Source organism: Pelomonas dachongensis (assembly GCF_043555865.1).
Taxonomy (GTDB): Bacteria; Pseudomonadota; Gammaproteobacteria; order Burkholderiales; family Burkholderiaceae_C; genus Pelomonas; species Pelomonas dachongensis.
This window is the reverse complement of record NZ_JBIGHY010000005.1, coordinates 12583-27993: the sequence shown is the minus strand read 5'-3', so window position 1 is coordinate 27993 and position 15411 is coordinate 12583. Positions and strand designations below refer to the sequence as shown.

General features: G+C 68.6%; 12 protein-coding genes. 8 read left to right on the top strand and 4 right to left on the bottom strand.

What is annotated here, in order from left to right; genetic code table 11:
- Positions 1-22: 22 nt before the first annotated feature.
- The 6 genes from pstC to phoR are packed head-to-tail and all read left to right on the top strand — an operon-like array spanning position 23 to position 5520.
- Positions 23-982, top strand: a complete 960-nt coding sequence (gene pstC / locus ACG02S_RS14450) for a phosphate ABC transporter permease subunit PstC (protein WP_394471172.1) — start codon at positions 23-25, stop codon at positions 980-982.
- A 58-nt stretch (positions 983-1040) separates the two neighbouring features.
- On the top strand, positions 1041-1904 hold the full coding sequence (pstA, locus tag ACG02S_RS14445) for a phosphate ABC transporter permease PstA (protein ID WP_394471171.1): 864 nt from the start codon (positions 1041-1043) through the stop codon (positions 1902-1904).
- A 9-nt stretch (positions 1905-1913) separates the two neighbouring features.
- Positions 1914-2699, top strand: a complete 786-nt coding sequence (gene pstB, locus ACG02S_RS14440) for a phosphate ABC transporter ATP-binding protein PstB (RefSeq protein ID WP_394471170.1) — start codon at positions 1914-1916, stop codon at positions 2697-2699.
- A 14-nt stretch (positions 2700-2713) separates the two neighbouring features.
- Positions 2714-3421 (top strand): phosphate signaling complex protein PhoU, encoded by a 708-nt coding sequence (gene phoU, locus ACG02S_RS14435; RefSeq protein WP_394471169.1) that lies wholly within the window; start codon positions 2714-2716, stop codon positions 3419-3421.
- 13 nt (positions 3422-3434) lie between these two features.
- Entirely contained in the window at positions 3435-4136 is a 702-nt protein-coding gene (gene phoB / locus ACG02S_RS14430) for a phosphate regulon transcriptional regulator PhoB (protein WP_394471168.1), read from the top strand.
- 16 nt (positions 4137-4152) lie between these two features.
- Positions 4153-5520, top strand: coding sequence for a phosphate regulon sensor histidine kinase PhoR (phoR, locus tag ACG02S_RS14425; protein WP_394471167.1), 1368 nt, complete (start codon positions 4153-4155; stop codon positions 5518-5520).
- On the opposite strand, the gene ACG02S_RS14420 is transcribed toward phoR, so the two are convergent.
- The 4 genes from ACG02S_RS14420 to trxA form a co-directional block, all read right to left on the bottom strand.
- Positions 5514-7184, bottom strand: coding sequence for a hypothetical protein (locus tag ACG02S_RS14420; RefSeq protein ID WP_394471166.1), 1671 nt, complete (start codon positions 7182-7184; stop codon positions 5514-5516). The two genes, phoR and ACG02S_RS14420, sit on opposite strands and share 7 nt — an antisense overlap.
- 99 nt (positions 7185-7283) lie before the next feature.
- Positions 7284-7535, bottom strand: a complete 252-nt coding sequence (locus ACG02S_RS14415; RefSeq protein WP_394471165.1) for a type B 50S ribosomal protein L31 — start codon at positions 7533-7535, stop codon at positions 7284-7286.
- Positions 7536-7680: 145 nt separating this feature from the next.
- Positions 7681-8946, bottom strand: a complete 1266-nt coding sequence (rho, locus tag ACG02S_RS14410; RefSeq protein ID WP_394471164.1) for a transcription termination factor Rho — start codon at positions 8944-8946, stop codon at positions 7681-7683.
- A 245-nt stretch (positions 8947-9191) separates the two neighbouring features.
- Positions 9192-9521: a thioredoxin TrxA gene (trxA, locus tag ACG02S_RS14405; protein ID WP_056876926.1), complete on the bottom strand. Its 330-nt coding sequence runs from the start codon at positions 9519-9521 to the stop codon at positions 9192-9194.
- Between the two features lie 152 nt (positions 9522-9673).
- On the opposite strand from trxA, the gene ACG02S_RS14400 reads away from it, so the two are divergent.
- Together ACG02S_RS14400 and ACG02S_RS14395 are read left to right on the top strand one after the other, a co-directional pair.
- A complete protein-coding gene (locus ACG02S_RS14400) occupies positions 9674-12223 on the top strand; it encodes a PD-(D/E)XK nuclease family protein (protein WP_394471163.1) in 2550 nt (849 codons plus the stop codon).
- Entirely contained in the window at positions 12220-15405 is a 3186-nt protein-coding gene (locus ACG02S_RS14395; protein ID WP_394471162.1) for a UvrD-helicase domain-containing protein, read from the top strand. Before ACG02S_RS14400 ends, ACG02S_RS14395 begins: the two co-directional genes overlap by 4 nt.
- The last annotated feature ends 6 nt before the right edge of the window (positions 15406-15411 follow it).

Genomic DNA, 15411 nt, shown 5'->3' with positions numbered 1-15411 from the left:
ACCTCACCAGCGCAGCGCGCCAGTGAGCCCCCAACCCCCGCGGCGCCGCGTCGCGCCGTGGGCCGACGCGCTTTTCGCGGCGCTGTCGCAAGGTGCGGCCTGGCTGACCCTGCTGCTGATGGTCGGCATCATTGGTTCCCTCATCGTCGGTGCGGCACCGGCGCTGGAGGCCTTCGGCCTCGGGTTCCTGACCAGCGCCGAATGGGACCCCGTGCAGGAGAAGTTCGGTGGCCTCGTGATGATCTACGGCACGCTGGCCAGTTCGTTTATCGCGCTGCTCATCGCAGTGCCGGTCAGCTTCGGCATCGCCATCTTCCTGACCGAACTCTCGCCCAGCTGGCTGAAGCGTCCGCTGGGCATCGCCATCGAGCTGCTGGCGGCGGTGCCGTCCATCGTCTACGGCATGTGGGGCCTGCTGGTGTTCGGTCCGATCCTCGCCACCTTCGTGCAGCAGCCGCTGCAGGCCGCGTTCGGCGGTGTGCCCTACCTGGGTGCGCTGTTCTCGGGTCCGCCGGTGGGAATTGGCATCCTGTCGGCCGGCATCATCCTGGCGATCATGATCATCCCCTTCATCGCGTCGGTGATGCGTGACGTGTTCGAAGTCACCCCGCCCATGCTGAAGGAAAGTGCCTATGGCCTCGGTGCGACGACCTGGGAGGTCGTCTCCAAGGTCGTGCTGCCGTACACCAAGACCGGGGTGGTCGGCGGCATCATGCTGGGCCTCGGCCGTGCGCTCGGCGAAACGATGGCCGTCACGTTCGTCATCGGCAACATGAACCAGCTGAACTCGCTGTCCGTCTTCGAGGCCGCGAACAGCATCACGTCCACGCTGGCCAACGAGTTCGCCGAAGCTGGTGAAGGCTTGCACCAGGCCTCGCTGATGTACCTCGGCCTGGTCCTTTTCTTCATCACGTTTGTCGTGCTGACCATCTCGAAGCTGCTGCTGATGCGCTTGAAGAAGAGCGAAGGAGCCCGTTCATGAACCCCGCACGGCCGCCCGAAGGGGTTCGCACCGCAGTGCACTGCACGGAGGTTTTCTGATGTCTTCTGTCGTCGACGCTCGCCGCCTGGCGATGCACAAGAAGCGCAAGCGCACCAACGCCGTCGCGTTGGCCCTGTCACTCGGCGCCATGGGTTTCGGCGTGTTCTGGCTGGTCTGGATCCTTTTCGAGACCATCTACCTCGGCGTCGGCGGCCTGACGCTGGCCACTTTCACCGAGATGACGCCGCCCCCGCAGGGCGAGGGCGGCGGCCTTGCCAATGCGATCTTCGGCAGCTTCGTCATGGTCGGCGTCGCCACGCTGATCGGCACGCCGGTCGGCATCCTGGCCGGCGTGTACCTGGCGGAGTACGGCCAGAAGACCTGGTTGGGCAGCGCGGTGCGTTTCATCAACGACATCCTCCTGTCCGCCCCGTCCATCGTTGTGGGCCTGTTCGTCTACGCGATGGTTGTGGCCAAGCTGAAGAGCTTCTCCGGCATGGCGGGCTCGCTGGCCCTGGCGCTGCTGGTCATTCCCGTCGTCATCCGCACGACGGAGAACATGCTGAGCCTGGTGCCCAACGCACTGCGTGAGGCAGCCTACGCGCTGGGCACGCCGAAGTGGAAGGTCATCCTGACCGTCACGCTGAAGGCGGCTCGTGCAGGCGTCCTCACCGGCATCCTGCTGGCGTTGGCCCGCGTGTCCGGTGAGACTGCACCGCTGCTGTTCACCGCGCTGTCCAACCAGTTCTGGACCAGCGACATCACGTCTCCGATGGCCAGCCTGCCCGTGACCATCTTCAAGTTCGCAATGAGTCCCTACGAGAACTGGCAGAAGCTGGCCTGGGCCGGCGTCTTCCTGATCACGGTTGGCGTGCTGCTGCTGAACATCCTCGCCCGCGTGCTCTTCAAGAACAAACACTAAGGAACCACCATGGACGTCAAAGTCGATATGCCCGTGGGCGAACGCGCCAAGCTGTCGGTGCGCAACCTGAACTTCTATTACGGCGGCTTCCACGCGCTGAAGAACATCAACCTCGACATCCCCGAGCACAAGGTCACGGCCTTCATCGGCCCTTCGGGCTGCGGCAAGTCGACGCTGCTGCGCACGCTGAATCGCATGTTCGAGCTGTACCCGGAGCAGCGCGCCGAAGGCGAGATCCTGCTGGACGGCGAGAACATCCTGCAGAGCAAGGATGACGTGTCGTTGATCCGCGCGAAGGTCGGCATGGTGTTCCAGAAGCCGACGCCGTTTCCGATGTCCATCTACGACAACATCGCCTTTGGCGTGAAGCTGTTCGAGACGCTGCCGCGCGTGGAGATGGACGAACGCGTCGAGTGGGCGCTGAAGAAGGCGGCGCTGTGGACCGAGGTCAAGGACAAGCTCAACCAGAGCGGCTCCGGCCTGTCCGGCGGCCAGCAGCAGCGCCTGTGCATCGCGCGCGGCATCGCCATCAAGCCCGAGGTGCTGCTGCTGGACGAGCCCTGCTCGGCTCTGGACCCGATCTCCACCGGCAAGATCGAGGAGCTGATCCACGAGCTGAAGAGCGACTACACGGTCGCCATCGTGACGCACAACATGCAGCAGGCCGCGCGCTGCTCGGACTACACGGCATACATGTACCTCGGCGACCTGATCGAGTTCGGCCCGACGGCCGAGCTGTTCATGAAGCCCAAGCGCAAGGACACCGAGGACTACATCACCGGCCGCTTCGGCTGATCCAGGAGCAAAGAATGGTCGACAAGCATCTCTCCACCCAATTCGACGCCGAACTCAGCGGCATCTCCACCCGCGTGCTGGAAATGGGAGGCCTCGTGGAGGCCCAGGTGGTCCAGGCCGTGCAGGCGCTGGGCGAGTTCGCGGCTGATTCCGCCGACGAAGTCCTGGCGCGCGAAGAGCGCGTCAACACGATGGAGATCGAGATTGACCGCGATCTCTCCACCATCATTGCGCGGCGCCAGCCCACGGCGCGTGACCTGCGCCTGCTGATTGCGATCTCCAAGACCATCGCCAACCTCGAACGCGTCGGCGACGAGGCTGCCCGCATTGCCCGCACCGTGCAGCGCCTGGTTGCCAGCGGCGTGTCGAGCCGCCTGCGAGTGCCGATGTCCGACCTGGCCTACGAGGCCGAGCTGGCCACCAGCCAGCTGCGCAAGGCGCTGGACTCCTTCGCCCGGCTGGACGTGGAGCGCGCGCTCGACGTGCTGAAGCACGACGACGAGATCGACAAGGAGTTCGACGGCCTGCTGCGCAAGCTCATTACCTACATGATGGAAGACCCGCGCACCATTTCCTCGTCCATCGACCTGGTGTTCGTCGCCAAGGCCATCGAGCGTGTGGGTGACCACGCCAAGAACCTGGCCGAGGTGGTCATCTACGTGGTCAAGGGAACGGACGTGCGCCACAACACGCCCGAGGCCGTCGAGACGATGGTCCGTTGAAGGGAGCGAACGAATGAGTCGAATCCTGGTGGTGGAAGATGAATCGGCGATCGCCGAACTGATTTCCATCAATCTGCGCCACGCCGGCTTTGAGGTGACGCTGGCAGGCAGCGCCACGGCCGCCCAGTACGAGGTGGACCGCGTGCTTCCCGACCTGGTGGTGCTGGACTGGATGCTGCCGGGTCAGAGCGGCGTCGCGCTGGCCCGTCAATGGCGTGGCAACGCGCGCACCAGGGAGCTGCCGGTCATCATGCTGACCGCGCGTGCCGACGAGGGAGACAAGATCGCCGGTCTGGACGCGGGGGCCGATGACTACATCACCAAGCCTTTCTCGACCAACGAGCTGCTGGCCCGCATCCGTGCCGTGCTGCGCCGCAAGGCGCCCGAGGCACTGGACAGCGCGGTCGAGATCGGCCCGCTGCTGCTGGACCCGGGCACGCGCCGCGTCAGCCGCGAGGGCGTCGAGGTCAAGTTGGGCCCGACCGAGTTCCGCCTGCTGCATTTCCTGATGACGCATCCCGAGCGCGTGCACAGCCGCTCGCAGCTGCTGGACCGCGTCTGGGGCGACCATGTGTTTATCGAGGAACGCACCATCGACGTCCACGTCAAGCGGCTGCGCGAGGCGCTGGAGCGGGTGCAGTGCGCCCGCATGATCGAGACGGTGCGCGGCGCCGGCTACCGGCTGACGCAGCAGAGCAGCGCGCTCTCCGCCTGAAGAGGGCGCTGGCGACATGGCCTGGTTCCTGCCGCGACTGCTGCTTGCCCTGGCGGCGGTGCTGATCGGCTTCATCGTCGGCGTCGTGGTGCGCAGCATCACCGGCGTCGAGCCGCTGGCGCTGGGCCTGGGCGTGCTGGCCGGCGTCATCACCATGATGCTGACCGACGCGATCCGCGGCTACCGGCTGCTGGAATGGCTGCGTGGCAAGCAGCTGAACAATGCGCCGCGCGACACCGGCTTGTGGGGCGAGCTGGGCTACCGCATCGAGCGCGCAGTGCGCGACCGCGACCGCTCCATCGACCGCGAGCGGCTGGCACTGGAGCAGTTCCTGTCCGCCATTGAGGCCTCGCCCAACGGCGTGCTGATGCTGGACCCGCAGGAGCACATCCTGTGGTGCAACGGCGTGGCGGCCGACCATTTTGCGCTGGACCCCAAACGTGACCTGCGCCAGCGCATCACCAATCTCGTGCGTGCGCCGGCGTTTGTCGCCTATCTGCAGGCGGGCCGCTACGCCGAGCCGCTGGTGCTGGGCAACGGGCGCGGGCCGGGCACGCTGTCCATCGTCGTGCGCGAGTACGGGGAGGGCCAGCGTCTGGTGCTGTCGCTGGATGTCTCGGAGCGGCTGCGCAACGATGCGATGCGGCGTGATTTCGTCGCCAACGTGTCGCACGAGATCCGCACGCCGCTGACCGTGCTGTCCGGTTTCATCGAGACCATGCAGCAGCTACCGCTGACCGGCGTCGAGCGCGAGCGCGTGCTGACTCTGATGAGCCAGCAGACGCAGCGCATGCACATGTTGGTGGCCGACCTGCTGACGCTGTCGCAGCTGGAAGGCAGCCCGCGTCCCGGCTCGGACCGCTGGGTCAGCCTGGATGCGCTGCTGGCGCGCGTGGCGGCCGATGCTCAAGCCCTGTCGGGCGGTCGGCACGTGCTGAACCTGAAGCCACACACCGGCGTTGAAGTCGCCGGCATTGAAACCGAACTGCAGAGCGCCGTCGCCAACCTCGTTAACAATGCGGTGCGCTACACGCCCGACGGCGGCGGCATCGAGGTCTGCTGGCGCCAACTGGAGGACGGCAGCGGCGAGATCACCGTCGTCGACAGCGGCCCCGGCATCTCGCGTGAGCACATCCCGCGGTTGACCGAGCGCTTCTACCGCGTGGACGGCAGCCGCTCGCGCGAGACGGGCGGCACCGGTCTGGGCCTGTCCATCGTCAAGCACGTCATGCAACGGCATGGCGGCGAGCTGATGATCCAGAGCGAACTGGGCAAGGGGTCGAGATTCCGCCTCGTGCTGCCGGCCGCTCGCGTGCGCACGTCCAGCGATGCGGCGCTGGGCGACGAGGCAGCGTTCAGCACGGCGGTGTCCAGCGACTACTGACGTTTCAGCAGCACCAGCCCAGCGCTGCCGCTGCGGTCGGTCGGGCGTCGCACCTGCGCGATGACCTGCCAGCCGTGCGGCACCGACTGCCCCGTCGAAATGACCGCATGCGGGCACTCGGTGTCCGCCAGCGAGCCCAGCCCTTGCACGCGCCAGCCGCCATGCCATTCCAGCGCAGCCAGTGTTGGCAGGCTCTGGCCCGGCGCGGCCATGCAGCGCGCATCGGCGGGCAGGCGGACCTTGAGCCGGGTCACCAGCGGCTGCAGGCTGCGTGCATAGTCCAGTGGCGGCAGCAGCAGCGTCATGACCAGCAGCCAGGCCAGCGCCACACCACCGGCCGGCAGGGCCAGGCTCTTCCAAAGCGCATGGCGGTGGCGGGCCGTGCGCCAGCGCACCAGCGCCAACCAGGCGGTGGTCGCGGCGACGGCGATCAGAAGCGCCGGCAGGCTGAAGATCGGCTCGAAGCCTTCGGCCAACTTGTTCAGGTTGGCCAGCGGGCGCGCAGGCCAGCCGGTGTGCATGGACAGGTAGTACAGCCAGCCGAACAGGGCCAGCGACGTGAAGATGAACAGGCAGAACCAGTCCACCGCTGCGGCGATGCTTCGGCTCAGCGTGGGCAGCGTGAACGCGGCCAGGATGGCCATGGACGGCAGCGCCAGCAGCAGCGCGCTGTCCGAGCCGTCCATCGCGATGCAGGCCGCCAGCGGCACCAGCAGTGCGATGGCGGGCACCGCGATGTGGCGGCGCAGGCCGTGCCGGCGCCAGCGCCACAGCGTCCACAGCGCCAGTGGCCCTGCCGGCCAGCAGAACCACGCCAGCAGGCGCAGCAGCGAGCCCACGTCCAGTGCAGGTGCCACGCGCCACGCCCAGCCGCGGAAGATCCACGCAGCCAGCACCGCCAGCGTCAGTGACGCCAGCAGCCACGGGCGCAGGCCCTTGGCTTCGTCGTAGGCCGAGCGGTGGTTCAGCAGCGCGCCCAGCAGGCCCAGTGCGCAGGCTACCGCCGGTGCGCCGCTGGCTGCCAGCATCGGCAGCGCGAGCAGCACGGCGGCGCGCGCGCTGCGCGGGCGGGAGGGCGCCGCCGCCAGACCGTACAGGTAGGTCGCCACTGCCAGCAACTGCAGCAGGTCGGGGGTCGTTTCGTGTCCAAGGCGCAGCAGGCCCAGTGTGGACATCAACGCCAGCAACGCGCCATCGGCCAGCGCGCGGGCGTAGTCCACGGCCTGGGCCTCGCCGCCGAAGGCAAAGGCGACCGGTTGTGCGGCCTCCGTGCGTGCCAGGTGGAAGCAGGCGTACCAGACGGCCACCAGCACGCCCACCAGCACGAAGGCGTAGGGCAGGCGGGCCGCCACCGGCTGGTCCAGGAAGGGCAGGGCCTTGATGGCCAGCGCCCCCAGCCAGTAAGGCAGCGGGCCGCCCTCGGCCGGGATGCCGGCGATGGCCGGCTGCCACCAGGGGGCGTCGCCGTGCGCGATGCTCGCCATGAAGCCGAAGGCTGTCAGATCGGCATTGCGCCAGGGATCGCGGCCGAAGATGCCAGGGATCACATAGGCTGCGCACAGCAGCAGCAGGGCCAGCCGGGGCAGTCGTTCTGCACCGCGTTCGGCGACGATGGCAGGGGTGGGAAGGTTCACGCGCGAGAGTTCGATGGGGGCGGCCGGCATGATGCCGCAGTTCCAGCGGGCCTGTGGCGAGCACCAATGACAAAGGGCAGCCGAAGCTGCCCTTGCGTGCGTGATGCGGCGCCAGGCCGCAACGCCGAATTACTTCTTCAGGTGCGCAAACTTGTTGCGGAACTTCTCGACGCGACCGCCCAGGTTGTCCACGCTCTTCTGCGTGCCCGTGTAGAAGGGATGCGATTCGCTGGTGGTTTCCAGCTTCACCAGCGGCATTTTCTTGCCGTCGATCTCGATGGAGTCCTTGGTCTGCACGGTCGAACGCGACACGAACTGGAAACCGTTGGACTGGTCGACGAAGACGACGTCGCGGTAGTTGGGGTGAATGCCTTCTTTCATGGGGAACCTCTCAGGTCTGGTCGGGAGCCACGCCGCGCAACGGTCGATATTCCAGTTGCACTGCGACGCACTTTCCGAAAGTGTCGGGGCGGAAAACCCGCGATTGTAGCGGGCTTGCCGGCGGTCTGGCTAGTCTGGGCTGAAGTTACCCGCCGCGCCGCATCATGTCGAAGAAGTCCAGGTTGTTCTTCGACGCCTTCATCTTGTCGAGGATGAACTCCATCGCCTCGATCTCGTCCATGTTGTAGAGCAGCTTGCGCAGGATCCAGCTCTTTTGCAAAATCTCTGGCTTGAGCAGCAACTCTTCGCGGCGCGTGCCCGACTTGTTGATCAGGATGGACGGGTAGACGCGCTTCTCGGCCATGCGGCGATCCAGATGGATTTCGCAGTTGCCGGTGCCCTTGAACTCTTCGTAGATCACCTGATCCATCAGCGAACCGGTGTCGATCAGCGCGGTTCCGATGATGGTCAGCGAGCCGCCTTCCTCGATGTTGCGCGCCGCGCCGAAGAAGCGCTTGGGGCGCTGCAGCGCGTTCGAGTCCACGCCGCCGGACATCACCTTGCCCGAGGACGGCAGCACGTTGTTGTACGCGCGGGCCAGGCGGGTGATCGAGTCCAGCAGGATGATCACGTCCTTCTTCAGTTCCACCAGGCGCTTGGCGCGCTCGATGACCATCTCGGCCACCTGCACGTGGCGGGCGGCGGGCTCGTCGAAGGTGGAGCTGATGACCTCGCCGCGCACGGTGCGGATCATCTCCGTCACTTCTTCCGGGCGCTCGTCGACGAGCAGCACAATCAGGTGGCAGTCCGGGGCGTTGGCGACCAGGGCATGCGCGATGCTCTTCATCATCTCGGTCTTGCCGGTCTTGGGCTGGGCGACGATCAGCGCGCGCTGGCCCTTGCCGATGGGCGCCACCAGGTCGACGATGCGGCCGGTGATGTTCTCTTCGCCCTTGAAGCCCTCGCGTTCGAGCCTGAACTGTTCCTTCGGGAACAGCGGGGTCAGGTTCTCGAACATGATCTTGTTCTTGCTCTCCTCGGGCGTTTGGCCGTTGACGCGGTCGACCTTCACCAGCGCGAAGTAGCGCTCGCCGTCCTTGGGCACGCGCACCTCGCCTTCCACCAGGTCGCCGGTGTGCAGGTTGAAGCGGCGGATCTGGCTGGGCGACAGGTAGATGTCGTCCGTCGACGCCATGAAGCTGGCTTCGATCGAGCGCAGGAAGCCGAAGCCGTCGGGCAGGACTTCGAGGACGCCATCGCCGAAGACCTGCTCGCCGCCTTTGGCGCGCTTCTTCATGATGGCGAACATCAGCTCCTGCTTGCGCAGGCGGCTGACGTTGTCGATCTCCAGCTCCTCGCCCATCTGGATGAGAGCGGAGACGTGAAGGGCTTTGAGTTCGGAAAGATGCATGGGTGGATACCCGTCAGTGGCCGCAGCGCCAGCCAAGGCGCAACGGCGATTCCACGGCTGCCCCGGGAAAAGGCCGATCAGCTACCGCTCAAACGACAGCGGCGCGGATGCAGACAAGAAAACTTGGGGAGGGGAGCCGAGGCCACGCTGGCTGGATTCCGTCTTGGAACCCGGGGCGTGTTGGCTTTGGCTGCTGCGGCGTCAGCGCCGAGAGGCACTGGGAAACGCCGCAGCAGTTGGCGCGATTATAGGTTCGCGTCGAGGAAGGCGGTCAACTGGGCCTTGGAGAGGGCGCCGACTTTCGTGGCGGCCAGCTGGCCGTCCTTGAACAGCATCAGCGTCGGGATGCCGCGGATGCCGAACTTGGCGGGCACTTCGCGGTTCTCGTCGACGTTCATCTTGGCGACCTGCAGCTTGTCACCGTAGCCGGTGGCGACCTCGTCCAGGATGGGCGCGATCATCTTGCAGGGGCCGCACCACTCGGCCCAATAGTCCACCAGCACCGGCTTGCCGGACTGGATCACGTCGGCGTCGAATGACGCGTCGGAAACATGCTTGATCAATTCGCTGCTCATGGGAGGGTTCCTTGGCCTCAAAGGTGTGACGGTCGCCTCGCGGCGCCGTCCGAATAGGCAAAAATGATTGTGACATAGCCACTTTGCCCGGGCGGACGCCAGGGTGACCCGGGCAGTGGCAGACGTCAGGGCGGGAGGGCTCTTTGCAAGTCATGAATCTGGGCCTGGAGCCTGGCGAAAACATAGCGGGTTTTTGGCGTCGGGTGGCGAACGTCAGCGCCGACTGGCTGGCCGCGCAGGACGCGCCGCTGCGCGATGCCGTGCTGCTGCTGCCGTTTGCCCAACAGCTGGCGCCTGCGCGGCGGGCCTTCCTCGCACGCGGCGGCTGGATGCCAGTGTTGTCGACCACGCACAGCCTGGCCTCGGCGCTGGGCCCGACGACGCTGGCCGCGCCGCAGCAGATCAGCGGCGACGCCCCCGTGGATGCGCTGGCCGCCGATGCGCTGCTGGCGCAGCAGACCTGGGCCCAGGCGCTCAAGCGTGACGACCCGCGCGCCTACCGGCTCGCGCTCGCGCGGCTGGTCGAGACGGCTCATGCCTTCGCCCGTGCGGCCGGCCAGCGCGACCCGTCCGGGCGTGCCGCCTGGTTCAACGCCGCGCGCTGCCATCTGAGCGAGGACGCCATCGGAGGCGCCGAGCGTGCGCTGACCTGGGTGGCGCTGGAATGGGCTGCGTCCGATGACCGGGCCCCGGCCACGGACGCGCTGTTCCGACACCGTCCCAGCGCCTGGATCGCGCTGCAGGCCGGCGGTCCCGACCCCTTGGCCCAGGCGCTGCTGGCACGCGGCGATGTGCCCACGTTGCTGCTGAATGCAGACCTCGATCTGGACGCGCTGGCCGAGCCCGTTGCGCGCGTGGAGGAGGCCTTGTGCGCCGACTTCGAGACGCTGGCCCAGGCCAGCGCTGTCGCCGTGCTGCAGCACCTGGCTGCCGGCCGCGCGCCGGTCGCGCTGATTGCGCAGGACCGCGTCGTCGTGCGCCGCGTGCGGGCGCTGCTGGGGCGCCAAGGCGTGCCGCTGCACGATGAAACAGGCTGGACACTGGCGACCACGCCGGCCGCCTCCAAGTTGATGGCGCTGCTGCGCGCGGCGCTGGGCGGTGGCGCGGTGGACGACTGGCTGGCCTGGCTCAAGCTCAGTGCCGAGCCGTCTGCGGCGCTTGACGCGCTCGAGTCGCTGTGCCGCCGCCGTCGCATCCGCCGCGCCGAGGCGCTGGACGCGATGGACAAGCTGCCCGCGCAGGCGCTGTGGCAGTCCCGCCGCCAGGCGCTGGCGCCGTTGACCAGCAGCGGCCGGCGGCCCCTGGCGCAGTGGCTGTTCGAGCTGAAACGAGCGCTCGGCCCCGAGCCGCTGGCCGGGCTGGAGGGTAGCGAGGGCGTACTGAATGCGCTGTGGCTGTCTCGCAACCCATGGCCGGGCAGCGCCCACGAGGCCGTGCTGGGCGACGCGCGTCTGGACGGCGCGGGTTTCCTGGCCTGGGTGGGCGACGTGCTCGAAGCCGGCCAGTTCGCACCCAGCGATCCCGGCAGCGCCCCCGTCGTCATCACGCCGCTGGTGCGGGCCATGCTTCGGCCTTTCGGCGCGCTCGTCTTGCCAGGCGCCGATGCCGACACGCTCGGGAAACAGGGCCGGTCGTTGAGCCTGCTCAGCGATATGGACGCCGCCGCGGTCGGCCTGCCCACGCAGGCCCAGCAGCGGGAGGGCGAGACGCAGGCCTTTGCGCAGGCGCTGCGGGCGCCGGTGCTGACGCTGCTGCGCTGTACGCGTGCTGGCGCCGAGCCGCTGCCGGCCAGCCCGCTCATCGAGCGGCTGGCCGCCGCAGCGCGCCGCGCAGGGCGCGAATCGCCGGTGCAGCCCTGGGTGGACCAGCGCCAGCCTCAGGCCATCGTGCCGCAGCCCGTGGAGAGAGCCCGCGTCGCCGCGTCGCTGCTGCCGGCCGCGTTGAGCGCCAGCGCCGTCGAGTCGCTGCGCCGCTGCCCCTACCAATTCTTCAGCCGTCACCTGCTCGGCCTGAACGAGGCCGACGAGCTGGAGGCCGAGGTCGAGAAGCGCGACTACGGCACCTGGCTGCATGCGGTGCTGCACCGGTTCCACACCGAGCGACAGCCGGGCGACGTCACGGCCCAGCTGCGCGCTGCTGCTGATGCGCAGAGCGTGGGGCTGGACGAGGCCGACTTCCTGCCCTGGCAGGCCAGCTTCGAGCGCCTGCTGCCGCGCTATGTGCAGTGGCTGAGTGGCGCTGAACTCCACGGCCTGAGCTTTGCCGACGGCGAATTGGACCGGCAGTGCACGCCGTTCGACGGGCCGCTGTCCGAACTCGTGCTGCGCGGCCGTATCGACCGCATCGACACGACTGCCGAGGGCCAGCGCGTGCTGCTGGACTACAAGACCGGCAGCGTTGCCAGCCTGAAGAAAAAGGTGGACGAGCCCTACGAGGACACGCAGATGGCTGTCTACGCGCTGCTGATGGACGCGGCGCCCGACCTGAGCGCCGCGTACCTGGCGCTGGACGACCCGGGCGGCGTGGTGACCGTGGAGCACCCGGACGTGACTGCCACCGCCGAGGTGCTGCGCGAGGGTCTGCAGACAGATCTGTTGCTGATGCTGGCGGGCGAGCCGTTGGGCGCCTTGGGCGAAGGAAGCGCCTGTGAACACTGCGAAGCACGTGGTTTGTGCAGGCGTGACGACTGGAGCGCCGCATGAGCTACGCCTACTACGCCGATGGCGCGCTGGTGCCCCGCGAGCGCTTCTATGCGCTGGCCTGCGACCCTGCCCGCAGCGCCGTCGTCGAGGCCTGCGCCGGTGCGGGCAAGACCTGGATGCTGGTGTCGCGCATCCTGCGGGCGCTGCTGGCGGGCGTGCAGCCGCAGGAGATCGTCGCCATCACCTTCACGCGCAAGGCGGCGGGCGAGATGCGCGAGCGGCTGCTGGAGTGGCTGGCTGAGTTCGCCGCCGCGAGCGATGCCAGGCGCGTGGCCGAGTTGGTTGCACGCGGCATGAGCGAGGCCGAAGCGCGCGCCGCCGCGCCGCGCCTGGCTGTGCTGCAGGACGAGTTGTTGCGTGGCGGCCGGCCCGTCGAGATCCGCACCTTCCACGGCTGGTTCTCGCAACTGCTGCGCGCCGCGCCGCTGGCCGTGCTGCAAGCGGAGGGCCTGTCCGCCGAACTGCAGCTCATCGAGGACGAGGCCGAGCTGATGCCGCAGCTCTGGCGCCGCTTTCACGCCTGTGTGCTGGCCGATGCCGAACTGAAGGCAGCGTTCCAGGCGCTGACCGAGACGCGCGGTCGGCACAACCTGCGCGAGTGGCTGCTGGCCGCCTTCAACAAGCGCGTGGAACTGCGCCTGGCGGTGCAGGCTGGCGTGCTGGCGGGCAGCCAGCCCGATGTGGCCGAGCCGCTGGCGCCGCTGGCGTCGTGGCGCGCGCGGCTGGCGGCGCTGGCCGTGCAGTTGGGCGGCGCCAAGGGCGTGAAGGCGCGCGATGCGGCGACCGGCATCGAGCAGGCGCTGGCGCTGCCCGATGAGGCCGCGTTCCCCGCGCTGTGGGCTGCACTGTTCACCAAGACCGGCACAGCCAAGAAAGGCCTGGGTGACTCGCCCGCGCAGCTCGACGCCTGTGCGGCGCTGGAGGCCATCGCCGCCGACATCGCTCAGCATGAAGCGGCTGTCGAACACGCGCGCATGGCGGCGCTGTCGACGGTGCTGGTCGCCGAGTTCGAGGCGCTCAAGCGCGAGCGCGGCCTGGTCGACATGAATGACCTGGAGCGTGGCGCGCTGGCACTGCTATCCAAGCCCGAACTGGCCGGCTGGGTGCAGCAGAAGCTGGATGCCCGCGTGCGCCACCTGCTCATTGACGAGTTCCAGGACACCAGCCCGCTGCAATGGCAGGCGCTGCACGGCTGGCTGGGCGCCTATGCCGGCGCGGGTGGCGGGCAGATCGCCGTCTTCATCGTCGGCGACCCCAAGCAGAGCATCTACCGCTTTCGCCGCGCGGAGCCGCGCGTGTTTGCCGCGGCCGGCGAGTTCGTGCGCGACGGCCTGTCTGGCGTGACGCTGGCCTGCGACCACACGCGCCGCAACGCGCCCGAGGTGCTGGCCGCCGTCAACGCGGCCTTCACCGGGCAAATGCCCGGCTTCCGGCCGCACACGACGGAGCAGGGCGCCGACGACGCGGCCGGGCTGTTCACGCTGGACGGCCCACTGGCGGATCAGGAGGCGCCTGAGATCGACCCCGACTACTGGCGCCCCAGTCTGACCGAGCCGCGAGTCGAAGCCGAGATTGCCCGCCGCGCGCCCGAATGCGAGCGCGTAGCCCAGGCGATCCGCGCGCTGCTGGACGAGGGCATGCGGCCGCGCGACGTCTTCGTGCTGGCCCGCAAACGCGCGCCGCTGCGCCAGATGGCCGAGTCGCTGCTGGCGGCCGGCATCCCGCATGTCGCACCCGAGGACAACCGCCTGGCCGACCTGCCCGACGCGCAAGACTTGATTGCGCTGCTGGACGCGCTGGCGTCATCAGGCCATGCGCTGTCGCTGGCGCGCGCGCTGCGCAGCCCGCTGTTCGGCGTCGACGAGGCCGACCTGTTGCAGGTGGCCGAAGCCGCCGGCTCGGCCACCTGGCTGGGTGCCGCGCCACGCGAGCGGCGCGGCTGGTGGGACGCGCTCGCCGCTCTCCGCAATCCCAGTCCGGCATTGGCGCGTGCGCGGGATCTGCTGCTGGCCTGGCGCAGCGCCGCCCCTCGCTGCACGCCGCACGAGCTGCTCGACCGCATCGTCAACGAGGGCGAGCTGTTGCCTCGCTTGCTGGCCGCCGCGCCGCCGTCCGAGGCCGCCCACCGGCTGCGCACCGTCAACGCGCTGCTGCAGGCCTCGCTGGAACTGGACGGCGGGCGATTTGCCGAGCTGTACGGGTTTGTCCGCGCGCTGAAGGCCCGCTCGCCCAAGCTGGTGCCCGCGCCGGCGGACGACGCGGTGCAACTGCTGACCGTCCACGGCGCCAAGGGGCTGGAGGCTGAGGTCGTCATCCTGCTGGACGCGGACGCCGCGCCGCCGCGCGCCGAGACGCTGTCGCTGGCCTGTGGCTGGCCGGTCGATGCGCCGGCACCGGCGCGGCTGGCCTTCCTCGTGTCCGAGCGCAAGCCACCGCCGGCGCTGGTCGCGCTGATTGCCGACGAGCAGGCACTGCGCGAGCGCGAGGAGCTGAACGCGCTGTATGTGGCCATGACGCGGGCACGTCGCCGGCTGATCGTCAGCCGCACGCCGCCCCGTCGCGGCACGGGCGACGCGAGCTGGTGGGCCCGGCTGTCGCCGCTGGGCCAGCCCCTCGCGCTTGCCGAGCCGGGCGACGCCGAGCCGCTGGCGCTGCGGCCGCCGGTTCATCTGCCGTTGCCGGTCTGGACTGCGCCGTCCTCGCTGGCCAAGGATGGCGCGGCCGACGACGCCACGCAGGCCAATCTCGGCGACGCGCTGCACCGCGTGCTGGAATGGGCCAGCGCCCCCGGCCAGGTGCAGCCGCTGGCCACGCTCGTCGCTTCGTCCGGGCAGGCCTTCGCGCTGGATGCGCCGGGCCGCCTGCGCCTGGCTGCAGCTGCCGACGCCATCCTGCAAAGCCCCGACTGCCGTCCCTTCTTCGACCCGGTGCGGTTGCGCTGGGCGGGCAACGAGGTCGCCATCAACGCCGACGGCGAAGACCGCCGCATCGACCGCCTGGTGCAGCTGGACGATGGCGTCTGGTGGGTGCTGGATTACAAACTCGGCGCCACGCCCGAGCGTGAGCCGGCCTATCTTGAGCAGATGCGCAGCTACGTCGCGGCCATCCAGAAACTGCAACCGGGAGAGCTTGTGCGGGCCGCACTCATCAGCGGAACCGGACGACTCGTTTTAGTCAGCTAGAATAGC